Source organism: Flavobacterium sp. Flavsp81 (genome assembly GCF_059491325.1).
In genome coordinates this window covers 3,418,565-3,444,958 of sequence record NZ_CP168505.1, presented here as the reverse complement: position 1 = coordinate 3,444,958, position 26,394 = coordinate 3,418,565, and the positions used below count along the sequence as shown (strand labels likewise).

The 26,394-nt window shown below is 33.6% G+C and carries 28 protein-coding genes; 8 read left to right on the top strand and 20 right to left on the bottom strand.

Annotation, left to right across the window (positions count from 1 at the left end):
- Position 1: 1 nt before the first annotated feature.
- Positions 2-790, bottom strand: a complete 789-nt coding sequence (locus tag ACEN92_RS14435; RefSeq protein WP_495639052.1) for a DUF4349 domain-containing protein — start codon at positions 788-790, stop codon at positions 2-4.
- A gap of 71 nt (positions 791-861) precedes the next feature.
- A complete protein-coding gene (gene rnpA, locus ACEN92_RS14430; protein ID WP_495639051.1) occupies positions 862-1,266 on the bottom strand; it encodes a ribonuclease P protein component in 405 nt (134 codons plus the stop codon).
- Between the two features lie 128 nt (positions 1,267-1,394).
- On the opposite strand from rnpA, the gene ACEN92_RS14425 reads away from it, so the two are divergent.
- The 3 genes from ACEN92_RS14425 (at position 1,395) to ACEN92_RS14415 (ending at position 3,974) form a co-directional block, all read left to right on the top strand.
- Entirely contained in the window at positions 1,395-2,135 is a 741-nt protein-coding gene (locus ACEN92_RS14425) for a lysophospholipid acyltransferase family protein (protein WP_495639050.1), read from the top strand.
- 55 nt (positions 2,136-2,190) lie between these two features.
- On the top strand, positions 2,191-3,183 hold the full coding sequence (locus tag ACEN92_RS14420; protein ID WP_495639049.1) for an acyl-ACP desaturase: 993 nt from the start codon (positions 2,191-2,193) through the stop codon (positions 3,181-3,183).
- 137 nt (positions 3,184-3,320) lie between these two features.
- Positions 3,321-3,974, top strand: coding sequence for an HD domain-containing protein (locus ACEN92_RS14415; RefSeq protein WP_495639048.1), 654 nt, complete (start codon positions 3,321-3,323; stop codon positions 3,972-3,974).
- Positions 3,975-4,181: 207 nt separating this feature from the next.
- On the opposite strand, the gene ACEN92_RS14410 is transcribed toward ACEN92_RS14415, so the two are convergent.
- The 5 genes from ACEN92_RS14410 to ACEN92_RS14390 form a co-directional block, all read right to left on the bottom strand.
- Entirely contained in the window at positions 4,182-4,304 is a 123-nt protein-coding gene (locus ACEN92_RS14410; protein WP_495639047.1) for a FeoB-associated Cys-rich membrane protein, read from the bottom strand.
- Between the two features lie 6 nt (positions 4,305-4,310).
- Positions 4,311-6,410: a ferrous iron transport protein B gene (gene feoB / locus ACEN92_RS14405; protein ID WP_495639046.1), complete on the bottom strand. Its 2,100-nt coding sequence runs from the start codon at positions 6,408-6,410 to the stop codon at positions 4,311-4,313.
- Entirely contained in the window at positions 6,410-6,649 is a 240-nt protein-coding gene (locus tag ACEN92_RS14400; RefSeq protein ID WP_089479933.1) for a FeoA family protein, read from the bottom strand. The genes feoB and ACEN92_RS14400 overlap by 1 nt, the downstream gene beginning before the upstream one ends.
- Positions 6,650-6,749: 100 nt before the next feature.
- Positions 6,750-7,415, bottom strand: a complete 666-nt coding sequence (locus ACEN92_RS14395) for an SCO family protein (protein ID WP_495639045.1) — start codon at positions 7,413-7,415, stop codon at positions 6,750-6,752.
- 70 nt (positions 7,416-7,485) lie between these two features.
- Positions 7,486-8,424 (bottom strand): DMT family transporter, encoded by a 939-nt coding sequence (locus ACEN92_RS14390; protein WP_495639044.1) that lies wholly within the window; start codon positions 8,422-8,424, stop codon positions 7,486-7,488.
- A gap of 202 nt (positions 8,425-8,626) precedes the next feature.
- On the opposite strand from ACEN92_RS14390, the gene ACEN92_RS14385 reads away from it, so the two are divergent.
- Entirely contained in the window at positions 8,627-10,687 is a 2,061-nt protein-coding gene (locus tag ACEN92_RS14385) for a M13 family metallopeptidase (RefSeq protein WP_495639043.1), read from the top strand.
- 44 nt (positions 10,688-10,731) lie between these two features.
- Here the strand turns inward: ACEN92_RS14385 and ACEN92_RS14380 are convergent, their stop codons facing one another.
- From ACEN92_RS14380 to hemB, 3 genes are all read right to left on the bottom strand, one after another.
- Positions 10,732-11,181 carry a GyrI-like domain-containing protein gene (locus ACEN92_RS14380; protein ID WP_495639042.1) on the bottom strand — a complete coding sequence of 150 codons (450 nt, stop codon included), beginning with the start codon at positions 11,179-11,181 and terminating at the stop codon, positions 10,732-10,734.
- Positions 11,182-11,264: 83 nt separating this feature from the next.
- Complete coding sequence (locus tag ACEN92_RS14375; RefSeq protein ID WP_495639041.1) at positions 11,265-11,663, bottom strand: c-type cytochrome; 399 nt, start codon at positions 11,661-11,663, stop codon at positions 11,265-11,267.
- A gap of 2 nt (positions 11,664-11,665) precedes the next feature.
- The gene (hemB, locus tag ACEN92_RS14370) at positions 11,666-12,658 is read right to left on the bottom strand and encodes a porphobilinogen synthase (protein WP_495639040.1); all 993 of its coding nucleotides are present in this window, start codon (positions 12,656-12,658) and stop codon (positions 11,666-11,668) included.
- Between the two features lie 224 nt (positions 12,659-12,882).
- Between hemB and ACEN92_RS14365 the strand changes: the two genes are divergently transcribed.
- Positions 12,883-13,515: a hypothetical protein gene (locus ACEN92_RS14365; RefSeq protein ID WP_495639039.1), complete on the top strand. Its 633-nt coding sequence runs from the start codon at positions 12,883-12,885 to the stop codon at positions 13,513-13,515.
- Between the two features lie 14 nt (positions 13,516-13,529).
- The gene (locus tag ACEN92_RS14360) at positions 13,530-15,335 is read left to right on the top strand and encodes a hypothetical protein (RefSeq protein ID WP_495639038.1); all 1,806 of its coding nucleotides are present in this window, start codon (positions 13,530-13,532) and stop codon (positions 15,333-15,335) included.
- Positions 15,336-15,510: 175 nt separating this feature from the next.
- On the opposite strand, the gene ACEN92_RS14355 is transcribed toward ACEN92_RS14360, so the two are convergent.
- The 10 genes from ACEN92_RS14355 to ACEN92_RS14310 all read right to left on the bottom strand — a co-directional run bounded on the left by ACEN92_RS14355 (position 15,511) and on the right by ACEN92_RS14310 (position 23,933).
- Positions 15,511-16,398, bottom strand: a complete 888-nt coding sequence (locus ACEN92_RS14355; protein ID WP_495642350.1) for a fructose bisphosphate aldolase — start codon at positions 16,396-16,398, stop codon at positions 15,511-15,513.
- Positions 16,399-16,503: 105 nt separating this feature from the next.
- Entirely contained in the window at positions 16,504-17,406 is a 903-nt protein-coding gene (gene hemF, locus ACEN92_RS14350) for an oxygen-dependent coproporphyrinogen oxidase (protein WP_495639037.1), read from the bottom strand.
- Positions 17,396-17,950 (bottom strand): GNAT family N-acetyltransferase, encoded by a 555-nt coding sequence (locus ACEN92_RS14345; protein ID WP_495639036.1) that lies wholly within the window; start codon positions 17,948-17,950, stop codon positions 17,396-17,398. Before ACEN92_RS14345 ends, hemF begins: the two co-directional genes overlap by 11 nt.
- Positions 17,951-17,952: 2 nt before the next feature.
- Positions 17,953-18,327, bottom strand: coding sequence for a hypothetical protein (locus tag ACEN92_RS14340; RefSeq protein WP_495639035.1), 375 nt, complete (start codon positions 18,325-18,327; stop codon positions 17,953-17,955).
- A gap of 140 nt (positions 18,328-18,467) precedes the next feature.
- The gene (gene hemE, locus ACEN92_RS14335; RefSeq protein WP_495639034.1) at positions 18,468-19,493 is read right to left on the bottom strand and encodes a uroporphyrinogen decarboxylase; all 1,026 of its coding nucleotides are present in this window, start codon (positions 19,491-19,493) and stop codon (positions 18,468-18,470) included.
- A gap of 101 nt (positions 19,494-19,594) precedes the next feature.
- A complete protein-coding gene (locus ACEN92_RS14330; RefSeq protein ID WP_495639033.1) occupies positions 19,595-20,260 on the bottom strand; it encodes a uroporphyrinogen-III synthase in 666 nt (221 codons plus the stop codon).
- Positions 20,260-21,183 (bottom strand): hydroxymethylbilane synthase, encoded by a 924-nt coding sequence (gene hemC, locus ACEN92_RS14325; protein ID WP_495639032.1) that lies wholly within the window; start codon positions 21,181-21,183, stop codon positions 20,260-20,262. Before hemC ends, ACEN92_RS14330 begins: the two co-directional genes overlap by 1 nt.
- Positions 21,184-21,233: 50 nt before the next feature.
- Complete coding sequence (hemA, locus tag ACEN92_RS14320; RefSeq protein ID WP_495639031.1) at positions 21,234-22,538, bottom strand: glutamyl-tRNA reductase; 1,305 nt, start codon at positions 22,536-22,538, stop codon at positions 21,234-21,236.
- Positions 22,539-22,897: 359 nt separating this feature from the next.
- A complete protein-coding gene (locus ACEN92_RS14315; RefSeq protein WP_495639030.1) occupies positions 22,898-23,482 on the bottom strand; it encodes a hypothetical protein in 585 nt (194 codons plus the stop codon).
- Positions 23,483-23,498: 16 nt separating this feature from the next.
- On the bottom strand, positions 23,499-23,933 hold the full coding sequence (locus ACEN92_RS14310; protein ID WP_495639029.1) for a hypothetical protein: 435 nt from the start codon (positions 23,931-23,933) through the stop codon (positions 23,499-23,501).
- A gap of 374 nt (positions 23,934-24,307) precedes the next feature.
- On the opposite strand from ACEN92_RS14310, the gene ACEN92_RS14305 reads away from it, so the two are divergent.
- Both ACEN92_RS14305 and hemH read left to right on the top strand, forming a co-directional pair.
- Positions 24,308-25,174 (top strand): helix-turn-helix domain-containing protein, encoded by an 867-nt coding sequence (locus ACEN92_RS14305; protein WP_495639028.1) that lies wholly within the window; start codon positions 24,308-24,310, stop codon positions 25,172-25,174.
- 174 nt (positions 25,175-25,348) lie between these two features.
- Positions 25,349-26,368 (top strand): ferrochelatase, encoded by a 1,020-nt coding sequence (hemH, locus tag ACEN92_RS14300; protein ID WP_495639027.1) that lies wholly within the window; start codon positions 25,349-25,351, stop codon positions 26,366-26,368.
- Positions 26,369-26,394: the final 26 nt, after the last annotated feature.

Here is a 26,394-nt window from a genome sequence, read left to right as displayed (position 1 = left end):
ATTATATTTTTTTTCTTTTAAATCTTTTTCTAATAAAATAGGCGAGTACGCAAAACACAATAATAAATGGCCATACACTAATAAGCGAAATTAAGAATTCTGACAAACTAAAAAAGCCGCCTTTAATGGCTATCCAGATTTTAGATCCGTACGAAATTTTGACTCCTTCTTTTTCAGCAATAGTTTTGTAAAATTCTATTGTAATAACGCTTTCAGAAACACGGCTTTCCAGATATTTGAGTTGACTCTCTTTAGCTTCTATTTCTTCCCGGATAGTTGATATTTGTTTCTCAATTTCTAATATTTCACTAATTTTTGTGGCTTTTTGTAAAATTTGTAAATAACGTTCTTCGAGTTTTCGTTTTGTTTTCAATCTGGAATTGAGATCAATATATTGTTCTGTAACATCATCAGAAGAGATTTCTTTTCTTTCAAAATAGGAAACACCTTCAGATATTGACTTTAAAAATGTATCAAAGTTTTGACTTGGAACCCTAACAGTAAGATTTCTATAAATATTATCGTAATCTTTTCCTTCAGAATCATTTTGAACAGTTCCTTTATTTGTGATAATTGCTTTTTGAATTTGAGTGAATGTACTTTCTAAGTCATTTGTTTCAAAACGAAGTGATGCTTTTTTTATTATTTTTTGCGAGATATTTGACTGTGGCTTTTCTGGTGAGGCAAGTTGTACCGCTGAAATTTTAATATCATTAGAAACATCATTTTGTGGTTCGTTTCCACAACTTGACAAAATAAAAATAAAAAGGAATAAGTATAAAAGTCGCATAAAATTTCAAATTAGAGTTAAAACTACAAATTTTTTATCTGATTTGATTGTTTAAGTTGCCTTTTGAAAAACTAGAATTCTGTTTTATTTTCAGAATCATTCGTTTTATTTAGCTGTTGAAGGAATTTTTCAAACAATTGAATCGTTTTAGTATTGATTTCCTCATAAGTCAATCGGTCTTTACTTTGATAAAAAAACATAAATGAATAGGATTCTTCGAGGTTGTCCCAAAGCAAATGTTTGTTCAGTCGGTAGGTTTCTCTTAAAACCCTTTTGAAGTAATTGCGATCAACGGCCTTTTTGAAATATTTCTTGGAAACCGATACGCCAATTTTAATTTTCTCTTCCTGATTAGCTTCACCAATACGATAAACCAAACGCAACGGATATTTAGAAACCGATTTTCCTTCAGAAAAAAGTAAACCAATTGTTGTTTTGCTTTTTAAACGTTCGTTTTTAGGATAAGTAAAATTCATTATAGTTCAGAAAAAATTTGCAATTTTACTTGCAAAGGTACAATTAAACCATAAAAACGGTTATTGTTTTTAATTTTAATACCGCTAAAAATTTATTTATTACTTTTGCACATTAATTTTTTTTAAGCATGCAGAAGATAATTTCGTATCCCATATCCGTGATTTATTATTTATGTTTCTCATTGTGTTTGTTGGTTTTTCATCCAATACAATGGATTTGCCTAAATCTTTTTGGTTATCAGGCTCATAAAAAAAGTGTTGATTATTTGAATTTTTCCCTTTTAAGATGTACTAATCTTGTTGGAACGACATATAAAATAGAAAACAGAGAAACTATTCCTGTCGGAGTTCCCTTGATTTTTGTTTCAAATCACCAAAGTATGTATGATATCATTGCAATGATTTGGTACTTTAGACGTTTTCATTGTAAATTTGTAAGTAAGAAAGAGTTAGGTAGCGGAATCCCGAGCGTATCGTTTAATTTACGTCATGGCGGTTCTGTACTAATTGATCGTAAAGACCCTAAACAAGCGATTCCGGCAATCAAAGGCTTGTCTGAATATATTGAAAAATACAAAAGATCTGCTGTTATTTTTCCTGAAGGAACACGAAGTAAAACAGGAAAACCTAAAGAATTTGCTCAAAATGGTGTAAAAATATTGTGCAAATATGCGCCTTCAGCGTATATAGTACCTGTGAGCATCAATAATTCATGGAAAATGGTAAAATATGGTTTTTTTCCTGTTGGTTTAGGAAATCACCTTACCTTTACAGTTCATAAAGCGTTGGCTGTAAAGGATTATGATTTTGCCGGGTTAATGGCAATGACAGAAAAGGCAATTGTAGAAGGAGTAAATGAATATAAATAGATTTTTGTTTTTTAGAGAGAGTTCTAAAACTTAAATCCCAAATCTAAAATAAGTAATGTCTATAAAAAACATTAGATTGGAAGTAATGCAGTTTTTGGAAAAAAACGTGGATAGCTTCGTTGAACAGTATTTAATCCCTGTTGAAAAAATTTGGCAGCCATCTGATTTTTTGCCTAATTCTGAAGGAGATAATTTCTTTGAAGAGGTAAAAGAATTACGTGAGATTGCCAAAGAATTACCATATGACTTCTGGGTAACGCTTGTTGGTGACACAATCACTGAGGAAGCTTTGCCAACCTACGAATCCTGGTTAATGGATGTAGAAGGAATAAATCAGATTGATAATGGTGGAAACGGCTGGTCTAAATGGATCCGTCAATGGACCGGAGAAGAAAACCGCCACGGTGATTTACTAAATAAATACTTGTATTTGTCCGGTCGTGTGAATATGCGTGAAATCGAAATGACAACACAGCATTTAATCAACGACGGTTTTGACATCGGAACCGGATCTGACCCGTACAAAAACTTTGTATATACCAGTTTTCAGGAATTGGCAACATATGTATCGCACAATAGAGTAGCTCAAATGGCTAAGAAATTTGGTGATAACAAGTTGTCTAAAATGTGTAAAATGATTGCAGGCGACGAAATGCGTCACCATCATGCATACAGCGAATTTGTAACCAGAATTTTTCAGGTTGATCCAAGCGAAATGATGTTGGCGTTTCAATACATGATGAAACAAAAAATCGTTATGCCGGCTCATTTCTTAAGGGAGTCAGGTCAAAAGATAAGTTCTGCTTTTGAACAATTTTCTGATTCAGCACAGCGTATTGGTGTTTATACAGCAAACGATTATGTTGATATCATGCAAAAGTTAATTGATAAATGGGAGATTGATAAGATCGCTAATTTAACTGATGAAGCTGAAAAAGCACGTGATTATTTAATGAAATTACCAGCTCGTATGGCCAGAATTTCTGAGAGAATTGTAATTCCAAAAGAATCTCATATTTTCAAATGGGTAGAACCGGCGAGACTATAAAATTTGATTTTAGAGTTTAGATTGTAGATTTTTTATAAATGCAACTTAATTGCGTTTAATAAAATAATAAAATACATGTTGATTGTTGAGGTTTTTTAAAACTTTGATAATCAACATTTTTCAATAAAATGGGTCATATGAATAATGCAGATTTAATAAATAAAACGATCACGTTTGTAAAAGAAAAATTAAATAATGCCGAAGGCGGACATGATTGGTTTCATATAGAGAGAGTATATAAAAACGCTTTGCTGATTGCTAAAAACACTGTTTGCGATCTTATAATAGTACAATTGGGTGCTTTACTTCATGATATTGCAGACAGTAAATTTCATAACGGAGATGAAACCATCGGGCCAAAAACGGCACGCCTATTTCTGGAAAATGAAAATGTATCCGAAGATATTATAAAACATGTGGTAAACATCATTGAAAACATTTCATACAAAGGAGGTAATTTCGAGAAGAAATTCTCGTCAATTGAATTGGATATTGTTCAGGATGCAGATCGTTTGGATGCGATTGGAGCAATTGGTGTGGCCAGAGCTTTCAATTATGGAGGTTTTAAAAACCGGGCTTTGTACAATCCTGAAATTGACCCGATCACCAACATGACCAAGGAAGAATATAAAAAGAACAACGCACCAACGATAAATCATTTCTACGAAAAGCTTTTACTTCTAAAAGATAAAATGAATACCGAAACCGGTAAGCAAATTGCAGCTGAAAGACATCACTTTATGGAAAACTTTTTGGCGCAGTTTTATGCGGAATGGGAGGGGATTAAATAGTTTTCAGTCTCAGTTTTTCAGTCAGAACTTGAGAATCCTTCGACTTCGCTCAGGAAGACACTCGACAAGAAGAAAATTTTGTTGAAATTTGTCTGGCTTAGCGAAGTCGAAGCCATTTTGAAACTTTGCGGTTATTTAGATGACACTCTGTGAAACAGATTTCTATAATCTTAGCAACTTACAACCTCGGCATCTCAGTCACTGCCTCTAACTACACCCACAATCCCCGTCGCCACAGTCCTTTTTCTTTTTAGATTTCCAAAAGAACTTTTTAATCAAAAAGAAAACTGCGAACGCTAATATGGCAAAGGCTATAATTTCTTGTATCATAATCGTTTATTTAAGAATTTGATACGCTATTAAAGCAACAAAATAGGCCAAACCACTCATAAAGACCAGCTGCATTGCCGGCCACTTCCACGAATTGGTTTCTTTTTTGGTAATAGCTAATGTGCTGGCGCATTGCATTGCGAAAGCATAAAATAACAGTAAAGAAATTCCGGAGGCAAAATTAAAAATCTTTGAGCCTGATGAAGGATTTACTTCTTGTTCCATTTTGCTTTTTATAGTGGCTTCATTATCGCTGTCTCCTACACTGTATATTGTTGCCAATGTGCCAACAAAAACCTCACGGGCAGCAAAAGAGCTGATAAGTGCAATTCCAATTTTCCAGTCGTAACCTAATGGTGAAATTGCCGGTTCGATAGCTCTTCCCATAATTCCGATATAAGAATTCTCTAATTTCTGTGAAGCAACTTCGTTTTCGAATTCAACATCAGTTAAATTCTTTTCAGCTGTTCTTTCTTTTACGATGGCTTCAGCTTCGTTAAAATTCTTTCCGGGACCGTAAGAAGCCAAAAACCACAAAATAACAGATATCGCCAGAATGATTTTACCTGCTCCAACTATAAAAGCTTTGGTTTTTTCGACAACATTGATTCCAACGTTCTTGAAAAGCGGTAATTTATAATTTGGCATTTCAACCACAAAATACGTTTTAGTATTTAACTTTAAAACTTTATTTAAAATATAAGCGGATAAAATTGCCGTTCCAAATCCTAAAACGTAGAGGAACATGAGCGTTAATCCCTGAAGATTTAAAATTCCCAATACTCGTTTGTCCGGAATTACCAATGAAATGATAATTGCGTAAACAGGCAATCTTGCTGAACAGGTTGTAAACGGAGTTACTAAAATGGTAATCAAACGTTCTTTCCAGTTTTCGATATTCCGGGTTGCCATAATTGCAGGAATCGCACAGGCAGTCCCTGAAATCAAAGGCACAACACTTTTTCCTGAAAGTCCGAATCTGCGCATGATTTTATCCATCAAAAACACAACCCGGCTCATATAACCGCTTTCTTCCAAAACGGAAATAAACAAAAACAAAAAGGCAATTTGCGGAATGAAAATAATTACTCCGCCAATTCCGGGAATGATTCCCTGCGAAAGCAGATCTGTTAAAATACCGCTTGGTAATTCTTTGGCAATCCAGTTGCTTAAAGAAGCAAAAGTACTGTCTATGAAATCCATTGGGATGGTTGACCAGCTAAAAATTGATTGAAAAATAACAAAAAGAATAGCTAAGAAGATTGCATAACCCCAAACTTTGTGTGTTAAAACGCGGTCTAATTTTGCTCTTATGTCTTTTGCAATTGAAGCATCTACTTTCAATCCTTCTTTTAAAACACTATTGATAAATTGATAGCGTTTTATAGTTTCCTGCTGCTGTAGGCGTTTTAATTCAGAATGTGATTTTGTAAAAGTAGTCCTGATTTCATTTCGGTCTAAATGTGAAAAGTTGACATCCTGAGTAATGACCAGCCACAATTTGTATAATAATTGGTTTGGAAATGCATGTTGTAATTTTTCAAAATAGCCCTGATCAATTACTGAAGCATTTAAACAGGGCTCGTGTGTAAGTGTTTTATAGGAAACGATTAATTCTTTTAATTCGTCTATTCCGTGACCTTTACGGGAACTAACCAATGCAATTTTGGTTTTAAGATGTTCTTCAAGATACGGAATATCAAGTGTAATTCCTTTAGTTTCCATACGATCAGCCATATTAATCACTAAAATCGTCGGAATTTCAAGGTCTTTTATTTGGGTGTAAATAAGCAGGTTTCGTTTTAAATTCTCAACATCTGTTACAACAATGGCAACATCAGGATATAATTTATCATTTTTGTTGAGTAAAAGTTCAATCACCACGCTTTCATCCATTGAACTGGCATTCAGACTGTAGGTCCCCGGTAGATCAAGAATGTTGGCTTTTATACCATGAGGTAATTTGCAGAAGCCTATTTTTTTTTCAACCGTAATTCCGGGATAATTCCCAACTTGTTGATTTAATCCCGTAAGCTGATTGAATACTGAAGTTTTTCCTGTATTTGGATTCCCGATAAGAGCAACATTAATATTTTCAACACTCATTAGAGATTGGTTTTGATAAGTTCAACTTCAATTTCACGAGCAGTTTCTATACGAATGGCAACGTGAGAACCATTAATGTCTAAATACAAAGGATCTCCAAAAGGAGCAATTTGAAGCAGTTCAACTAAATTGCCCGGCAAACAACCCATTTCTAATAATTTTAGAGGAATAAGATCGATATCAAAATCTTTGATAATGGCTTTCTCGCCTTTTTTCAGAGTGTGGATAGTATTTCGCAAGCTTATTTAGATTGAATTTAGATTGCAAAAATAGACATTATTCTATATATAATAGCACTCAATGCCTATACAAATGCTAAATGTTTCTAAAATAAGGTTTTTATTCTTTACACAAGAAATCGATATCATCCAAAAGGCGTTTGATTTCTTCTTTGTCAGTTCCGTCATAAAATCCGCGGACACGTCTTTTTTGATCCACCAAAACAAAATTCTCCGTATGAACCATATCATACAGTTGGTCCGGTCTTCCTATTTTTACTGCCAGATAGGATTTTCTGGCCATGGTATAAATATCCTTTTTATCACCCGTAACCAGGTTCCATTTACTGTCTACAACTCCGTGTTTTATTGCGTAAGCCTTAAGAACCGGAATACTGTCGACTTCCGGGAATACGGTATGAGAAAGCAGCATAACTTTCGGATTATTTAAAACAGCCTTTTGTACATCAGCTAAATTGGTGGTCATTTTTGGACAGATAGACCCGCACGTTGTGAAGAAAAAATCGGCTACATAAATTTTTCCTTCATAATTTTTTTGGGTAATTGTATCTCCGTTCTGATTTACAAATGAAAAATCTGCAATCGTATGATATTTACTTTTGTATTGAACCGTGCTGTCTACCAATTCCGGATTAACATCGGCAGGATTGTAAATTGGCAATGTCTTTTGTGGCTTTAAAGCCGAATAAAATAAGGATATGGTTACTACCGAAAATAAAATTAAAGCAATAAAGAATTTGCGGTATTTATACAGAAGCGATTTCATAGAAATAATTTGTGCAAAAATACAAAAAGAGCATTTTTAAAACCTTAAAAATAAAGTGTTTTTAACCAAATTATAATAAATGCTTTTTCTTTTTTGGCTTTTTGATGGATTTATTCACTAAATACAATCCTATTAAGGTTACCACAACTCCAATTGCAATACTCTGCGTAAGTGTTTCTCCAAAAATAAAGAACCCTAAAATAATGGCAACGATAGGATTGATATAGGCATAAATACTACTGATTTCCTTAGGAAGATGTTGCAATGAATAAATAAAGGCAATAAAGGTCAATATAGATCCAATAATTACTAAATATCCAATTGCCCACCATGACTCCGACGGAATCTGGCTAAGTGGTATATTAATTCCGGATGCTTCGGTAATAACCAAAAGAATAAAGCTGGACAGTAACATTTGCAGTCCTAAACTAAAATACGGATTGAAACTTGCCGCTTTTTTCTTGGTTTGTAAAATTCCAAAAGCCCAGGTTATTGTTGCAATTACAGATAATAAAATTCCAAATTGAAATTCGGGTTTTAAGAAGTCGGCTAAATAATCAAAGAAAATGATGCAGATTCCGCCAAAACTGACTAACATGCCTAAAATTGCTAATTTAGCCACTCTTTCTCCTTGAAAAAAACAAATAATAGCAATCCAAATAGGGAAAATAGTAGCAATTATAGCACCTAATCCACTGGTAATATATTTGACTCCCCAGGTGCTTAAGCCGTTGCTTAATACAAAATTCAAAATACCAAGTACCAGAATAGTTCTCCATTGTTTGCCTTTTGGCCAGGGTTCTTTTTTTAAAATAAAGTAGGCGACATATATAATTCCGCCTAAAAACTGCCTGATTGTTGCCAATTGCAAACCGGGCATATACTTAACACCTACTTTTGAGGCCAGCCAGGTTGTTCCCCAAAAAAAACTTACCCAGCATAAAGCTATAACTGGAAGTCCGATGGAGTCAATTTTTGTTAAAAATGCGGTTTGTATTCTTGCTTTCACTTTTGTTTTAAATTGGTTTAACAAATATTCCAAAAACTATTTCAAATAGAAGATAAAAAGGAAATATATATTCATGAAAATTTTAGTTGATTCTAATGAAGTATTTGCATTAAAAAACCTATGATTGATAATTATATAATTTTAACATAATGTTTGAAATAATAGCAATATGTTTGTATTTCTGATAAAAGAACATATAATTATGAAAAAAGTGCTTACTACACCTGTATTTTATGCTATATCTGCAATGCTTACCATGTCTGCAGTGCAAGCTCAAAACACCGCGCCGAAAGAACCCGGCATTGATGTTTCGTTTATGAAAAAAGAGATTAGTCCTAAAGAAGATTTCTTTCAATATGTAAATGGTACCTGGTTAGATAAAACGGAAATTCCAAGTGATCGTACAACCTGGGGAAGTTTTAATGAATTGCTTAAGAAAACGGATAAGGATGCGATGACAATTTTGAAGGAAGCTTCAAAAAATCCAAAGTATAAATCCAATACTGATCAAGGTAAAGCTGTGAATTTGTTTACGACAATTTTAGATACAATTGGAAGAAACAAAAGAGGAATTGAACCTTTAAAACCTTATTTGAAAAAGATTGATGCCATAAAAAATGTTGCCGATCTTCAAAAGTATTTAGTTGAGATGGAGCCTCAGGGTGATGGCGATTTTTTTAATGTCTATATTGGAGCTGATGAGAAAAACAGTTCTAAAAATTCTGTAAGCCTGGGTGTTAGTTCATTAGGATTGCCTGACAAAGATTATTATACATCAGATGATAAAGATTCTAAGGAAAAACGTGCCAAATATGAACTTCATATTGCAAGAATGATGCAGTTCATCGGAGAATCTCCGGAAAAAGCAAAGCAAAGTGCAGCAGAAATTTTAGCTTTAGAAATTACTTTATCAAGCCCAAGATTAAATCGTGTTGAAAGCAGGGACAGTCGTTTGCAATACAATCCGATGACAGTTGCTGATCTTCAGAAATTAACTCCTGCTATTAAATGGGATGCTTATTTCACGAATCTTGGTCTGGCAAAATTAGATACTGTGATTGTAATTGAACCTCGTTATATGAAAGCGCTGCAAACTGTTTTTGAAGAAAACAAAGTAGAACATTGGAAAGAATATTTGAAATGGAGTTTGTTAAACAGCTCATCTTCACAATTATCTACTGAAATTGAAACAGCAAGTTTTGATTTTTACAGTAAAACATTAAGAGGAGCAATTAAACAGCTTCCTCGTGAAGAAAAAGCATTGCAGGTTGTTAATCGTAGTGTTGGAGAAGCCCTTGGTAAATTGTATGTAGAAAAAGTATTTTCTCCTGAAGCTAAAACCAAAGCGATTGATATGATTCATAATGTAATTTTAGCTTATCAAAACAGAATAAATAATTTAACATGGATGTCTGATGTTACAAAAAAGAAGGCTATAGAAAAATTAAATAAAATAACCATAAAAGTAGGTTATCCTGACAAATGGAAAGATTATTCGGCTTTAGAAATTAAGAGTATTGCTGAAGGCGGAAGTTATTTTGAAAACGCAAGGAATTTAGGAAAATGGTCTTTTAATAAAGGATTAAAAAAATTGAATAAACCTGTTGATAAAACAGAGTGGGGAATGTCTCCTCAGACTGTAAATGCTTATTACAATCCTTCTTATAACGAAATTGTTTTTCCTGCAGCTATCCTGCAACCTCCATTTTATAACTATCAGGCAGATGAAGCAGTGAATTATGGTGGAATAGGAGCTGTTATTGGTCATGAAATTTCACATGGATTTGATGATTCGGGTGCACGTTATAATGCAGAAGGAAACCTTGTAGACTGGTGGACTGAAAATGATTTGAAACAATTTACAGCATTAGGAACTACCCTTGCAGATCAATATAGTGCTTTAGAACCGTTGCCGGGAATTCATGTAGACGGTAAATTTACCTTAGGTGAGAATATTGGTGATTTAGGCGGAATAAATGCAGCTTATGATGGTTTACAATTGTACCTGAAAGCAAATGGAAATCCGGGGTTAATTGATGGATTTACCCCTGAGCAACGTTTCTTTATATCATGGTCTACTGTTTGGAGAACAAAATCAAGGGATGAAGCAATTAAAAGTCAGGTAAAAACGGATCCTCACTCTCCGGGTATGTACAGAGCAGTAGTACCTATTCAGAATGTTAATGCTTTTTATGATGCTTTCGACATCAAAAAAGGAGATAAAATGTATATTGAACCGGAAAAAAGAGTTAAAATCTGGTAATGTGGTATATGAAAAAGGCGCTGAATTCAGCGCCTTTTTTTATCTTATTTAATAGCAATAAATATATCTACTTCAGCATTTTGAGGATTTTGAGCTTTTTCACCATAAATTTCAAAATCAGTGGTGAAACTTCTATCCAGATCTGAATTCCAAATTTTGATCCATTCATTAATAACGATCCCTTCAGCTAAGTTTCCCTTCGCTGTAAATTTCTCGTAATTAAAACCTTCAACAGTTTTGCCTGTCATTCCTTCGGGAATCACATCTAAATTAGCTACAACTCTGCCTAAAATTGCGGTGTAAGGTTTAGTATGATCTTTTTCATAATCAGTATAAACACAAACAATATCGGTTGATATTTTATTCGGAATCTTACTTTGAATGTCTTCTGATAGAAACGTATTCCAAAGTGCCGGAATATCTTTTGCTGATTGTTCGTTTTCGTTAGTTGTTCTTACTGAGATACCAATTACACTGAATTTTTGAATATTCATTTACCTTATTTTTAGTGATTAAGCTGCAAATTTAAAATAGTGCAATGACAACAGTATGTCAGCAGTATTAAAATAAATAAGGTTTATTTCAAATGACTATAAATGTACGTTTCAATAGCTTTTAATTCTTCATCAGACATGGTTTGTGTCACTGGAAAATTTGTTTTCATAACTGCAAACTGACTCGGATCAACAATTGGTTCACCTTTTCCTTTCAAAAAAGTAATAATATCTGCGTTTTTGTCTTTGTAGATTTTTGCAATCTCCTGAATACTTGGACCAATTACTTTTTGATCAACCTGATGACAGGAAGTACAATTTCCTTTTCCCTCAAAAATTTCTTTTCCTAATTCTTCAGGAGTCTGAACAGCCGAAACAGCAGATTCCTCAGTTGATATTTGTGAATTGTCTATTGTTGTTTTTTCTTCTTTTTTACAAGAAACAAAAGCAAATACAACAAATGCAATAAGTATATTTTTCATTATTATTTATTTAAAATTATAGAAGCTTCTTTGGCAAAATAAGTTGAGATAATACTGGCACCAGCACGCTTAATGCAATAAAGTTGCTCTATCATAATTTTGTCATGATCCAGCCATCCTCTTTCAGCTGCGGCCTTTACCATAGCGTACTCACCAGATACCTGGTACACCGCAACAGGGACATGAACAGCATTTTTTACCTCTCGGACAATGTCCAAATAAGCCATTCCGGGTTTTACCATTACAATGTCAGCACCTTCTTCGACATCCAATAATGCTTCACGGATTCCCTCAATACGATTGGCATAATCCATTTGATAGGTTTTTTTATCTTTCGGAATATTCAATGAATCAATCGGTGCAGAATCCAATGCATCACGAAAGGGTCCGTAAAATGCCGAAGCATATTTGGCACTGTAACTCATGATACCAACATTATGATGACCGTTTTCTTCCAATGCTTTTCTAATGGCCAAAACGCGTCCATCCATCATATCGCTCGGTGCCACAAAATCGGCTCCGGCTTCAGCATGACTTAAGCTCATTCGGGTCAAAGCATCAACAGTCGCATCGTTAATTAGCTGACCGTTTTCAATAATTCCGTCATGACCATAGATCGAATAAGGATCTAAAGCTACATCCGGCATTACAATCATTTCGGGAACAGCATCTTTTATGGCACGAATGGTTTGTTGCATCAATCCACCTTTATTCCAGGCTTCGACACCTTTATTATCTTTAAGATTTTCGCTTACTTTTACATAAATATTCACCGCTTTGATTCCTAAATCCCAAGCTTCTTTTACCTCTTTAATGGTATTGTCCAGTGAATGACGGTAAATCCCGGGCATTGACGGAATAGCAACTTTTACATCTTTTCCTTCAGCAACAAACATAGGAAGCATAAAGTCGTTTGGACTTAAAGTGGTTTCACGAACTAAAGAACGAATAGACTCATTTGTTCTTAAACGGCGGTTTCTTTGTAGTGGGAACATAAGTGTTTTTTATAATTTTTTAAAAGAACACTCACTTAAAAAAGTCTTTGCATTCATTTTAAAACAGAAATTAAAATAAGTGCTGCAAAGTTAAAGAAAAATCGACTAAATAAAGAGGCAGCAAGTAGTTAGAATTCGTTAATATTATCTAAATTCGTATCGTTTTTTTAAATTTCTATTAAGAATCTTCTTATGGAACACTTTTTCAAATTTAAATTTCCCAAATGAAGAAAATATTTGCCTTATGCTGCTGTTTGTTCTTAACCAGTTGTTTTGAAATAACAGAAAGAATCAAACACCATGACGATCAGAGTGGCGAGTACACCTTGATGGTTGACTTTTCTAAATCCTGGTTAAAGACAAAATCGGCAATCTGGCTGGAGGAAGTTGATGGTGTGAAAATTCCGAATGAGCAGGAAATCACACAAAAACTGGCTGACTTCAAATCTAAAGCTTCTAAAATTGAAGGAATTTCAAATGTCACGACTAAGACCGATTTTGACCGATATATTTTTATCATCAAATTAGATTATAAAAGTCTAAAGTCTCTGAACGAAGTTGTTAATACATTGAATAAGCAAAAAAATCAGATTCATTTCACTGCAAATTCAAAGAGTTTTGAAAGAATAGCGTCTTATCCAATTCCTGAAAATTTACTGAAAGATGAGAAGAAAAAAGAAGATCTGGAAAAGGCGAATATAATATCTATTTACACTTTTGACCGTGATGTTTTAAACGTAAATAATATTAATTGCAAAATTTCCCCAAACAAAAAGACTGTTTTCCTGAAACAAAGCATGTACAGCGTTCTTAAAAAATCTTCACTTATGAACAATACTATCCAATTAAATCAATAATCATATACTTACTCATGAAACAATTCTTTACTTTTCTAATTCTGTTTACGTTCAGTTTGGCTTATTGCCAGATACTTTCTAAGAAACAGGATTATTTTGTTCAGTTTAATGGCAACCAGCTTTCTAAAAAGGTAAGCGTTGCTGATGTTCTGAATCATTCGGTTTTAAAAAATTACAAGAATGATAATTTTGATCTGCAGCAATTTGTGAACCTTTTCAAATTAGATCAAAAAATAACCGTTCATGGAAATTTTTCAGACAGCATTCCGTATTATCAGGTTACTATTCCGATAAAAAACAGAGATGAAATCAAGGCGCTTTTGCTTAAGCAGATTAACAAAAAGCAAAAAGATTCAGTTCCGGGCTCAACAATTGAAGATTTTGCATCATTCTCACTATTTAATTCGGGTAATAAAAAAATAACAGCTGCGTGGAATGACAGTCATATGGTGATTTTCGGACTTACAAAAAGTTATGCTTATAACGATTATAAATCTTTAGCAGAGCAGGACACGACTGCAACTGCAGGTGACCCTGAAGAAATTGTAATGTCTGCAACAGTTGATTCAGCAAATGAAACAGCAAATGAAACAGCAAATGAAGCCGCAGTTGTAGATACCACATACACAGATAATTATTATACCAACTATGAGCATGAAAGGATAGCATTTGATAGTATCCAAAACATACAACAAAATAAATTTATCAAATCTCTTTTCGAAAACGGTTTTACGGTTCCGTCTTCTGATAAGATAAATAATAATGCAGATATTTCATCGTGGGTAAATTATGGATCTGCAATGTCCGGTATTAATTCTACTTATATGGCATTGGCGCAGTTTACTACTTACGATAAGTTTTTGCCGGCTCAAAAAAAAATGGGTGAATTTGTGAAAGGAATCAACCTCGATTTTTATTTTGATAACGATAATGCACGTGTTGAAGAAATTATAGAATACACAAAGCCCATTGCTGACATTGTAAGTTCCATAAATACACGAAAAGTCAATAAAAATATTTTTAATTATTTTCCGGCCCAAAAACCTTTGGGTTATATGACCTATCATTTAAACACAAAGGAAATGCTGAAACATTTCCCTACTCTGATCAATGAAGTTTTCAGCAGTACTGTGTTGTTTAAAGAGGATATAAGTGTTGCAACAGACTTGCTTTCAACAATTGTTGACGAAGAAGCTACGGCAACTCTTTTTGATGGCGATTTAAGTATGTTTCTTTATGATTTTACAGAAAAAGAAGTTACAGTTAATACTTTTGAATATGATGAGAATTATGAGGAAAAAAAAGTAGAGAAAAAGTATAAAAGATCAATACCTCTTTTTTCAATGATTTTCACATCTACACACACAACTTTTGCAGACAAATTAATACAATTGGGTATTCGCAAAAAAGTATTAGTTCAAAAAGGGAATTATTACGAAATAATTGGTACTGAGGAATACGGTAATTTGTTTATTTTTAAAGAGAAAGACGTAATTGTTTTAGGGAATAGTATTGATAATCTTTTTCCAAAGGATGATTCTTTTTCCAAAGAAATCAAGAAAGAACTGAAGCAGAATTATTTTTATGCTAAAGTGAATGTCGAAAAATTGGCTAACGCATATGGTAAATCAAAAGAAGCAAATACATCAGAAATTGAAAAGTTGAATCGATTGACACAACAATTTACCGATATTACTTTATATTCCGCTAAAAAGCTTGTAGATAATAAGTTGAAGCTTGAGTTAAAACTAAATTCGGCTAAAGCAGATAAAAATATTATCCTGCAAACTTTAGATCTGATTGAAGAGTTAAGCAAGTAATCAAAAAAGAAAAAGCCCTAAAATTGATATTTTAGGGCTTTTTATACTATTGTCACATGGAGCGGAGTCGAGAATAATTAACACTAAAGCATCTCGACTCCGCTCCATGTGACAAAAAATTAAGGTATAGTTTAAATCTAATTTATAAAATTCTCTATACATTTTTTATACAGTCTTATGTAATTGATGCCTCGTAAATTTCTTTAATTGTTTTGCCAAGCCTGCTGTTAAATTCATCATCCGATTGATTAACAGAGAGCCCTTCAGACAATGCTCTTGAAAAACTGGCAATCAATCCGTGATTTTGTGCCAGTTTACGATTGGCCTCTTCTTCAGAATATCCTCCGGATAATGCCACAACCCGCACAACATGTGGATCTGACATTAGTTCCTTGTAAAAATTATTTACGGTAGGAATAGACAGTTTCAGCATTACTTTCACCTCTTTATCTAATAATCTAAGCTGTTTTTTGATTTCTTCTTTTAGAATTTCTTCTGATTTTTCCTTGTCTGTGCTATAAATATCAACCTCAGGTTCAATGATTGGTACAAGTCCTTTTTCAAAAATTTGTTTACCAACTGCAAATTGTTGTTGTACTACTTCACGAATTCCTTCGGTATTTGCTTCTTTAATAACAGAACGCATCTTAGTTCCAAAAATGTTTCGTTCTATAGCTCGTGTTAACAATTCATCTAAATTAGAAATAGGCTTCATGATTTGTACACCATTTGCAAGGTCAGCAAGTCCTTTATCCACTTTTAAAAACGGAATTATATTTTTCTTTTCCCACAAATAGTCGGCAGTCCATTGTCCGTCAATTTTTCGGTCCATAGTGTTTTCAAACAAGATGGCGCCTAGAATATAATTGCTTTCAAAAGCAGGGCTTTTAATAATTCGGGTTCTCATGTCATGTACAAGTGTGTACATTTCTTCTTCATTCGAATAACTGCTTTCCTGAATACCGTATTGTGTTAAGGCTTTTGGTGTGCTTCCGCCACTTTGATCTAATGCGGCGATGAATCCTTTTCCGGAATGCATTCGATCTAATTGTTCAATGTTCATTTCTCTCGTTTCCATAATTTTAAATTTTAGACTAAAGATTTTAGATTAAATTACAATTTAAATTTATGATTACAAAGAAGTTAGATGAATATTAGATTCAATTTTTTAGATCCATTCCCGGGGATTTTCCAACACATTTACTAATTTTTCTTCTTCAGTTCCTGGTTCTGCATGATGATCATAAACCCATTGTACGTGTGGAGGAAGGCTCATTAAAATACTTTCGATTCTTCCATTGGTTCTTAATCCGAATAAAGTTCCTTTATCATGAACCAAGTTGAACTCCACATAACGGCCACGACGAATTTCCTGCCAGTTTCTGTTTTCAGGAGTATATTCCAGATTTTTTCTTTTTTCTACAATCGGAACATAGGCTTCCAGAAAACTATTCCCAACTTCAGAAACAAAATTGAACCAGTCTTCCATCGACATTGACTCATTTGCTTTGCAATAATCAAAGAATAAACCACCAATTCCACGGGCTTCGTTTCTGTGAGCATTCCAAAAGTAAGCATCGCATTGTTTTTTATATTTTGGATAAAACTCCGGATTGTGTTTGTCACAAGCTGTTTTACACGTTTGGTGAAAGTGTTTTGCATCTTCTTCAAACAAATAATAAGGCGTTAAATCCTGACCACCGCCAAACCATTGTTCGATTACTTTTCCGTGTTCATCGTACATTTCAAAATAACGCCAGTTCGCATGAACCGTTGGTGTCATTGGATTTTTAGGATGTAAAACCAAACTTAATCCGCAGGCAAAAAAATCTGCTTCGCCAACGCCAAACATCTTTTGCATAGCTTCAGGTAATTTTCCGTGAACAGCTGAAATGTTTACTCCGCCTTTTTCAAAAACATTTCCATTTTCAATTACCCGTGTTCTTCCGCCACCACCTTCCGGGCGTTTCCAAATATCTTCACGGAATTTTGCCGTTCCGTCAACAGCTTCTAATCCTGCGCAGATCTGGTCTTGTAAATTTTGTATGTATGCGTAAAATTTATCTTTCATGTTTTTTATTATATTCTGATTTAAGCAAGCCGAAATAAACAGTGTTCTGCAATTTGCCATCACCGTTCCTAAATTCGTCCCGTAAAATTCCTTCTTGTTTGAAATTGTGTTTTAAAGCTATTCTTTGGCTTGCCAAATTAATTTCGGAGGTGCAGATGAAAACCTTATTCAACAACAATTCATTGAAACAAAAGTCAAGTACATCTGAAACCATTTTTGATGTGATTCCTTTACCCTGATAATCTTCATCAACAAAATAACCCAATTCACATTTTGAAATGCGGTAATCTATAGTTTTAACGCATAAATAACCAATTAAATTATTGGTTTTGATATCTCTTGCGTAAAAATAAAAGCCTTCATTATTTTTTTCTTTGTCAAGACTGACCGCAAGAAAATCTTCTGCTTTCTTTAAAGAATCAGAATTGGCTAGTGTTACAGGGAAGGTTTTTCCAATATGGTTTCTATTCTTATCAATTAGTTTGAAAAACTCTTCGGGAAGAATATATTCAATTCGGTCTGTTTTCCAATCAGTAAAACTCATTTCTATTTGTTTTTAGAAGCGATTTTAGCATTTATCCCAAACGAAAAAACCTTGCTTTCCTGCTGAATATATTGGTAAATGGCTAAAGCTTTATCTTCAAAATTATAGTTTTCCACTTTTGAAAATTCCATTAAAAAATCTGCAAATTCCTCCAATTGATTAAAATCTAAATGACAGCGAACTAATAAAGTGATTAATTCTTCATTTTGATAATCTGTTAAACTTTCAATATTTAAACCGAATTCTTTTAACTGATTTTCAATATCGATTTTTTTTGAATCATTTAACATTTTTGGCACAAAAACGATTGTTCGCAATATCTTTAATACATTGTCGATCCTGATTTTTTCTTCGTCTCTTAAACCTTTGTTGAGCATGCTCGTAATTTTTTAGTTTCCTGCAAGGTTTCCAAAACCTTGTAGGTATCTTGTTTGATGTAATCTAAAATATTTGTCAATTTGTGTGTTTGTATTATACTTACAAGGTTTTGGAAACCTTGCAGGAAAGCAACAGTATATTATTGACCGTATTCCTTCACAGCATCAATAAACGCTTTTGCGTGATCGACAGGAATATTTGGCAAAATTCCGTGTCCTAAATTTACGATATATTTGTCTTTTCCGAATTCGTCGATCATTTCGTGAACCATTTTTTTGATGGTTGGAATTGGTGAAAGCAATCTTGACGGATCGAAATTTCCTTGTAAAGTAACGTTTCCACCAGACAAATAACGGGCATTTCTGGCCGAGCAAGTCCAGTCTACACCAAGTGCAGAAGCTTTACTTTTCCCCATTTCATTAAGTGCAAACCAACATCCTTTTCCGAAAACAATAACCGGAGTAACTTCAGCCAAAGCTTCAACAATTTGATTGATATATTTCCATGAAAATTCCTGATAATCAACAGGAGAAAGCATTCCACCCCAGGAATCAAAAATCTGAACGGCATTTACACCTGCTTTTACTTTTTCTTTTAAATATAAAATGGTGGTGTCTGTAATTTTTTGTAGTAAAGTATGTGCTGCAACAGGGTTTGAAAAACAAAATCCTTTTGCAGTATCAAAACTTTTAGAACCTTTTCCTTCAACTGCATAACAAAAGATTGTCCAGGGTGAACCTGCGAAACCAATTAATGGTACTTCGTCGTTCAACATTTCTTTAGTCAATTTAATGGCGTCAAAAACATAACCTAAAGTTTCATTCACATCCGGAACATAAACTTGATTTACTTGTTCCATTGTACGAATTGGGTCCGGAATAATAGGTCCCAAATTATCTTTCAATTCCACATGAATTCCCATCGCGCGAGGCACAACCAAGATATCTGAGAATAAAATGGCAGCATCAGGAGCAATTCTGCGAATTGGCTGAACGGTGATTTCTGCAGCTAATTCAGGAGTTTCACAACGAGTAAAGAAATCATATTTATCACGTAAAGCTCTGAATTCTGGTAGATATCTTCCTGCCTGACGCATCATCCATACTGGCGGACGTTGAACAGTTTCTCCTTTTAATGCTTTTAAAAATAGGTCGTTTTTTAACATTTTTTATTTATTTATCCTGCAAGGTTTTCAAAACCTGTAGGTATTGTTGTTGATTTATGTAAACCTATAAGGTTTTGAAAACCTTGCAGGAAGTGTACTTGTTATTTATATTCTTCAATTACATCTTCAATTACATCTTCAACCGTTGGCTGATCTGCAATTATGATGTTCTTGGTAATTTTATGTAAAGCGTCTGCAGTGGTTTCACCAATACAAAAGCAGGTTTCTTTTTTAATAGTATTCTCTTTTAAATAACTTTCAACGCCGGACGGACTGAAAAATAAAATCGCATCTGTCGGAGTTTTTATTTTTTGAGGTGTTAATGACGTTTCATAAACCTGAATTTCATTCAGCTTTACATTTGCTTCTTTCAAAGCATTTGGTAACGTTTCTCTTCTAAGGTTACCACTAAAAAAAGTGAAGCTTTCTTTGCCATAAATTAAAGTAATGATTTCGGCTAAATCTGAAGCATAACCTGTGTAAGCCACAACATTAAAACCACTTTCAGATAAAAGAATTTTTGTTTTCAAACCAACGCAAAAAATGTTTTTACTTTTTAATTCTTCTGATTTGGGATTTGATAAAATACTGTGAACGGCATTCTGACTTGTAAAGATCAGATTTTCGTTGAGGTCTTTTAATTCGAAAGATTTATTTTGAGTTTGAATGAAATCTGTATCGATAACTTCTAAATTGGCGGCTGTTAATGCTTGCTTTTGTTCGCCCGATAACTTTTTTGTGGATAATATCTGAATTGATTTTGCCATTATTTTTTCAAAGATTCTTTAATAGTTTGCATCAATTCGGTTCCGCCGTCATTCAGAATTTCCTGCGCAGCGTAGAAACCAAGTTTTTTCCATTCTTCAATGGCAACGATTTTGTTGATCTCTATTTTTTGCTTTCCGTCAATAGAAAGTAAAACTCCCTGAAAATGAAGTGTGTCTTCATCTTCATTATAGGTAACTAAAGCTCCAATTGGCGCTGTACAGCCACCTTCAAGGGTTCTCAGGAACTGACGTTCGATATAGGTACAAATTTCAGTTTCAATATGATTTAACTGAGATAAAGCATCTAAGGTATAATTGTCATTTTCCATTGCCACAATTAGCATTGCTCCTTGTGCTGGTGCCGGAATCATCCAGTCCAAATTGATATAATTTTCCGGTTTTAGGTTAATGCGCTCCAAACCTGCAGCAGCAAAAACAGCTCCGTCCCAGTTATTATCTTGTAATTTTTGCATACGGGTGTTTACGTTTCCGCGTAAATCAACAACCGTATGATTTGGGTATTTATTGAACCATTGTGCCTGACGACGCAGACTTCCGGTTGCAATTGTACTTAGTTTTTCAAAATCAGGATTTCCCTTATGAACTAAAATGTCTAAAACATTGGCTCTTTCTAAAACTGCAGCCTGAACAATCCCTTTTGGTAAAGCCGTCGGGACGTCTTTCATCGAATGAACAGCAATATCTACTTCGCCATTGATCATGGCAATGTCAAGTGTTTTGGTAAAAATTCCAGTAATTCCGAGTTCGTAAAGTGGTTTGTCCAGAATAATATCGCCTGTTGATTTTACGGCTGTAATTTTGGTTTCGTAACCTAAATCATTTAGCATTTTCTCAACAGTATGCGCTTGCCAAAGTGCCAATTCGCTGTCGCGAGTTCCTATTCTAATAACTTTTTGAGCCATATTGTTTTTAGATCCTTAAGAAAATAAGGAACATTGTATTTTTAAACTATTTATGAAAGATTGATTTTGTATTTTTCTTCGGCTGGTGAAGGAGTGTTTTTTGGAGCCAGCTGTCCGATTTGGAATACTTTTTCAATAAACTCAATACTTTCATCGATCGAAGTGTTCTCGTCTTTCAGGTGGCTTGCAAAATGATTGGTAATTTTTTGGATAATCCTGGAACTGATTAAATCAGCCTGCGCTTCATCAAAATTTGATGTTTTCTTTCTTTGGAAAGCCAATTCGCTGGCTGCAATGTCGTTTAATTTTGCTTTCAATGCGTGAATGGTTGGTGCATATTTTCGTCCATTCATCCAGGTATTAAATTCTAATTTTATGTCTTCAATAATAGCTTCGGCAGCAGGAATATGCTGTTTTCTTCTTTCCAGGGTATCGTCTGTTATTTGAGATAAATAATCCAAATGTATTAAGCTTACACCCGGTATTTGTTCTACATCCGGATTCACATTTCTTGGAATGGATAAATCCAGGATCAATAAGGGTTTCTTTAAATTCAATAATGTTTTGTCAATAGTCGGATTTTTTGCTCCGGTGGCTACAACCAAGACATCTGCCTGTTGAATTTCTTCCTGCAGATTGGCATAATCTTTAACAATAACATTTAGTTTTCCTGCTAATATTTCGGCTTTATTTTTTGTTCTGTTTATAAGGGTAATGTGGCCATTTTTAGTGTGTTTTACTAAATTTTCACATGTATTTCTACCTATCTTGCCTGTTCCGAATAATAGAATGTTTTTGTTTCCAATGTCTTCTACGTTTCGGATAATATATTGAACCGATGCAAACGAAACAGATGTTGCACCAGAAGAAATTTCAGTATCTGTTTTGATTTTTTTACTCGCCTGAATAACGGAGTTTACCAAACGATCAAGGAATGTATTCACCAGACCTTCTGATTTACTATGGCTAAAAGCGATTTTAATTTGACTGATGATTTCAAAATCACCCAGGATCTGACTGTCTAAACCTGTTCCTACACGAAACATATGATTAACTGCCTCCTGATTTTTGTAGATATAAGCAACTTCCCGAAATTCTTCTACAGAGCCATTGCTGTTATCGCAGAGTAATTTAATTAATTCGTATGGGTGATTGGCAAAACCATAAATTTCAGTCCTGTTACAAGTAGAAGTAAGAATTAATGATTCAATTCCTTCCGCTTTGGCCTGCACCAACAAATCAGATTGAGCTTTAGTATCTAAACTAAATTTTCCTCTAATTGTAGCATCTGCTTTTTTGTAACTTAAACCTAAAGCGTAAAAAGTGGTGGTTCTGGACATGTTAAATTTTTCCATATTATACTTTACTTAAAAAGTTCTACAAAATTATTACTAACTACTTTATAAAAACAACGCTGGAAGTTCTTTTTATATCGCTACTGAATAAATTGATTCAAAATAGCAATTCTAAATAGGATTTATTGCCGTTATAATGATACCAAGCCCTTAATAGCTTGCTATCTATATTTATTCTAAATAACTGATTTGATTTTGCTTTAAATAATAGAGAAAAAAATATCGCTGTGAGTTCAGAAGAAATAATTAAAATTTATAAATGATTCACTTTCATATACTAAATGGAGTTTCATCAATCAAAAAACAGCTTCATTTAAAAAAACCCTACCTTTTCAGGCAGGGTTTTTCAGAGAAACAAATTATTTTTGTACAATAGGTGTTCTCAATGATTCTAAAACAGCAACTATATCAGTATAAAGTTCTGTATTTGAAGGAACACCATTCGTATTGGCAGCTGCACCAACATAACCTTCAAATTTTGTATAATCGGCATTACTGGCTTTTGTTCCCATTCTGGAATTTATAGCCGGATCATGAGCTGCAACCATATTCAGCCCTGAATACGTATTTACAGCATTGGTTCCTCCTGTATTAAATGAGAAAAAATCAGTCAGATTATCAGATAATTTAGCAATATTAGTTGCTTGAGTACTGCCTGTTTCTGCTAAAAGTGGTGCAAAATGAGCCTGTAAATTCCCTGCTGCGTTAGATTGAACATCAGCAACGATTAATCCTATGGTTGAGTTGACCACTTTACGGAAACTCAAACGCCCTTGTTCAATCATTTGTCCTGAATTATCAGGATCAGCAACCATAGTTGTTCCGCCTAATCTATCATAAATAGATGCTTTTACCATTGGCGAATCATCATCATTATTGCAAGAAATCAAAGTTGCCGATGCAACGAATAACACACCAAGTGTAATTTTAGAAATTTTTTTCATAAGAAAGTATTAAAGATTAATTAAAGAATTGATTGATTTTTTTAGATAATTTATAGCTGAAACTATTTCGATCCACCGGACAAACTTCTTTGTTTGTCAAGTTTGTTGGTAAAATATAGCGTTGAGCTTCGTAATGTCTTTTATTCATTAATTGGTTGTATATCTTTTCAGAATTAGTGATTGTGTTGTTGTGGAAATAGACAACGACATTTCTTTTTACAATGATAGAATCTGAAGTTAATCCTTTAATAGATCTTAAATCTGAACATATTTGTTTGGCCTGAACAGAATCTATATTTGTTCTAAAATCAATTCGGCTCACTTGTAAATTAGGACTTTCATAAACGGGAGGCTTAGCGGTAATAATGTGAAAAAGCAAAATGGCAAAAAATAATGCAACAATTCCCAGTCCTGTCAGAAACACTCTTTTTATTGTTTTGTTAATTTTCATATAGATAATTTTTAAAATGAATTAGATTTTAAAAAGTATATACGGGTGTTTTTTCAGATTGGTTTTATTAAAAGCGGTAAAAACGTTTGTTTAGAATTGTTTTAAATACTTTAAATGGGTCAAGAATTGAAGATTCTATTTAAATATGATTATAAATGATGTTTAAGGAAAATATTTAGATTCCGGAAATTCATAATTGTGTGAAATCAATTAATTTCCAGATTACTGCTGTTTGAGAATGAACAAAACAATAAAGATTTTATAAATTTAGAAGCAAGTAAACGATAAACCATGAAAAAGATTTAATTTTGAAAGATCAATTTATTCGTTTCATCAAAAACGGGAATAGTAACTTGAATAAAATAAATCAAAAAATGGAGGAAGAAATAAAAATTGACGATGATTTTATTTTAATTCGTTTTCAAAATAATACCGATGAAGTAACTACTTTTCAGCGTCCGGTCCAATTGGGATTGATTCAGTTTCATTTTGGTTTAAAAGGAAATGCGAAGTACATTTTTAATCAAGGGAATTATGTGCTAAATCTAAAAGAAGAAAAAGCATTATTGTTTTACAACACTGAAAAAGAATTGCCTCTGCATGTTGAGATCGCTCCAAAATCATGGTTGATTTCGATATTTATTTCCATCAAGAAATTTCACGGACTATTTACAACGGATGCTGAACATATTCCTTTCTTAAGTAAAGAAAATCAGGAAAAAAAATATTATAACGAAACTGATATTAGTCCTTCGATGGCTATTGTATTGAGTCAGTTGTTTCATTACAATTTACATCCATCAATAAAAAACCTTTATTATAAAGGAAAGGGATACGAATTGCTGAGTTTGTATTTTAACAGAACTGAAGATCCAAATGCAGAACAATGTCCGTTTTTGATTGACGAAGACAATGTTTTGAAAATCCGAAAAGCCAAAGAAATCATCATCGCCAATATGGCTGAACCTCCCGGTTTGCAAGAATTAGCAGATGAAATTGGTTTGAACCTGAAGAAACTCAAAATGGGTTTCAAACAAATTTACGGAGATACGGTTTACGGTTTTCTATTTGATTACAAAATGGATTTTGCCAGAAAACTGCTGGACAGCGGATCATATAACGTAAACGAAGTTGGACTGAAAATTGGTTACAGCACAGGAAGTCACTTTATTGCGGCATTCAAGAAAAAATTTGCTACAACTCCAAAAAAATATTTGATGTCGATTAATAGTAATGTTTAGGTCTTTCGCCACCAATTTCACGAATTAGCACAGATTTAAATTTACTAATTTGTGTGCTAAATTGATTTTATATATTCAACAATAATTAAAAAATAACATTTATCATATTTCTAAAAAGCAGTAAGTTCTACTTTTGTCGAAAATAAAAACAAAAAGCTTAAAGCAAAAAAATCAATGAAAGGCGTATTATTAGTAAATTTAGGTTCTCCGGAAAGTCCAACTCCAAAAGATGTAAAACCATATTTAGACGAATTTTTAATGGATAAATACGTGATCGATGTTCCGTATTTATTGAGAGCTTTTTTGGTTCGTGGCATTATTCTAAGAAAAAGACCGGAAGAATCAGCACATGCTTATGCAAAAATCTGGTGGGATGAAGGTTCTCCGTTAGTAGTTCTTTCTGAAAGAATGCAGAAAAAAGTACAGCCTTTGGTAAATGTACCGGTTGCATTAGCAATGCGCTACGGAAGTATGACTATCGAAAAAGGACTTCATGAATTGCACGATAAGGGTGTTACCGAAGTATTACTTTTTCCTTTGTATCCGCAATATGCAATGGCTTCGACATTGACAATTTTAGTTAAAGCAGAAGAAATTCGTAAAAAGAAATTTCCGCAAATGACATTTACTGATGTTCCTGCGTTTTACAACAAACCGGATTACATTAAAAACTTAGCAGATTCGATCAGGAAACATTTAGTTGAATTTGAATATGATCATTTATTGTTTTCGTATCATGGAATTCCGGAACGTCATATCCGCAAAACTGATGTGACCAAATCACACTGTAAAATTGATGGTTCTTGTTGTAACACGCCATCTCCGGCGCATGATTTTTGCTACCGCCACCAATGCTATGAAACAACGAAGCAAGTTGTGAAATTACTTAATCTTCCTGAAGATAAATATAGTCTGACTTTCCAATCCAGATTAGCAGGTGATAAATGGTTAGAACCTTATACAGATATCGAAATTGATAAAATGCCGGCAAAAGGGATCAAGAACCTGGCAGTTGTTACGCCAGCTTTCGTTTCGGACTGTTTAGAAACACTGGAAGAAATTGCCATGCGTGCAAAAGAAGATTTTGAAGCAAAAGGAGGAGAGAATTTCCTGGCGATTCCATGTTTGAATGATGATGATGAATGGTGTCAGACAGTTAGTAATTGGATTAACGATTGGGCTGAAAGGAAATAGAAAAAAGAGCAAAGAAAAAAAGTTAA

Coding starts and splice junctions, on each gene's coding strand:
- ACEN92_RS14340 (WP_495639035.1), bottom strand. CDS start 18,327: ATGCTCAACAAAGGTTTAAGAGACGAAGAAAAAATCAGGATCGACAAT.
- ACEN92_RS14360 (WP_495639038.1), top strand. CDS start 13,530: ATGAAACAATTCTTTACTTTTCTAATTCTGTTTACGTTCAGTTTGGCT.
- hemF (WP_495639037.1), bottom strand. CDS start 17,406: ATGAAAGATAAATTTTACGCATACATACAAAATTTACAAGACCAGATC.
- ACEN92_RS14305 (WP_495639028.1), top strand. CDS start 24,308: ATGGAGGAAGAAATAAAAATTGACGATGATTTTATTTTAATTCGTTTT.
- ACEN92_RS14380 (WP_495639042.1), bottom strand. CDS start 11,181: ATGAATATTCAAAAATTCAGTGTAATTGGTATCTCAGTAAGAACAACT.
- ACEN92_RS14410 (WP_495639047.1), bottom strand. CDS start 4,304: ATGATACAAGAAATTATAGCCTTTGCCATATTAGCGTTCGCAGTTTTC.
- hemA (WP_495639031.1), bottom strand. CDS start 22,538: ATGGAAAAATTTAACATGTCCAGAACCACCACTTTTTACGCTTTAGGT.
- ACEN92_RS14425 (WP_495639050.1), top strand. CDS start 1,395: ATGCAGAAGATAATTTCGTATCCCATATCCGTGATTTATTATTTATGT.
- ACEN92_RS14365 (WP_495639039.1), top strand. CDS start 12,883: ATGAAGAAAATATTTGCCTTATGCTGCTGTTTGTTCTTAACCAGTTGT.
- hemB (WP_495639040.1), bottom strand. CDS start 12,658: ATGTTCCCACTACAAAGAAACCGCCGTTTAAGAACAAATGAGTCTATT.
- hemH (WP_495639027.1), top strand. CDS start 25,349: ATGAAAGGCGTATTATTAGTAAATTTAGGTTCTCCGGAAAGTCCAACT.
- ACEN92_RS14395 (WP_495639045.1), bottom strand. CDS start 7,415: ATGAAATCGCTTCTGTATAAATACCGCAAATTCTTTATTGCTTTAATT.
- ACEN92_RS14330 (WP_495639033.1), bottom strand. CDS start 20,260: ATGGCAAAATCAATTCAGATATTATCCACAAAAAAGTTATCGGGCGAA.
- ACEN92_RS14310 (WP_495639029.1), bottom strand. CDS start 23,933: ATGAAAATTAACAAAACAATAAAAAGAGTGTTTCTGACAGGACTGGGA.
- hemC (WP_495639032.1), bottom strand. CDS start 21,183: ATGGCTCAAAAAGTTATTAGAATAGGAACTCGCGACAGCGAATTGGCA.
- hemE (WP_495639034.1), bottom strand. CDS start 19,493: ATGTTAAAAAACGACCTATTTTTAAAAGCATTAAAAGGAGAAACTGTT.
- rnpA (WP_495639051.1), bottom strand. CDS start 1,266: ATGAATTTTACTTATCCTAAAAACGAACGTTTAAAAAGCAAAACAACA.
- ACEN92_RS14415 (WP_495639048.1), top strand. CDS start 3,321: ATGAATAATGCAGATTTAATAAATAAAACGATCACGTTTGTAAAAGAA.
- ACEN92_RS14435 (WP_495639052.1), bottom strand. CDS start 790: ATGCGACTTTTATACTTATTCCTTTTTATTTTTATTTTGTCAAGTTGT.
- ACEN92_RS14420 (WP_495639049.1), top strand. CDS start 2,191: ATGTCTATAAAAAACATTAGATTGGAAGTAATGCAGTTTTTGGAAAAA.
- ACEN92_RS14345 (WP_495639036.1), bottom strand. CDS start 17,950: ATGAGTTTTACTGATTGGAAAACAGACCGAATTGAATATATTCTTCCC.
- ACEN92_RS14355 (WP_495642350.1), bottom strand. CDS start 16,398: ATGAACATTGAACAATTAGATCGAATGCATTCCGGAAAAGGATTCATC.
- ACEN92_RS14315 (WP_495639030.1), bottom strand. CDS start 23,482: ATGAAAAAAATTTCTAAAATTACACTTGGTGTGTTATTCGTTGCATCG.
- ACEN92_RS14375 (WP_495639041.1), bottom strand. CDS start 11,663: ATGAAAAATATACTTATTGCATTTGTTGTATTTGCTTTTGTTTCTTGT.
- ACEN92_RS14385 (WP_495639043.1), top strand. CDS start 8,627: ATGAAAAAAGTGCTTACTACACCTGTATTTTATGCTATATCTGCAATG.
- feoB (WP_495639046.1), bottom strand. CDS start 6,410: ATGAGTGTTGAAAATATTAATGTTGCTCTTATCGGGAATCCAAATACA.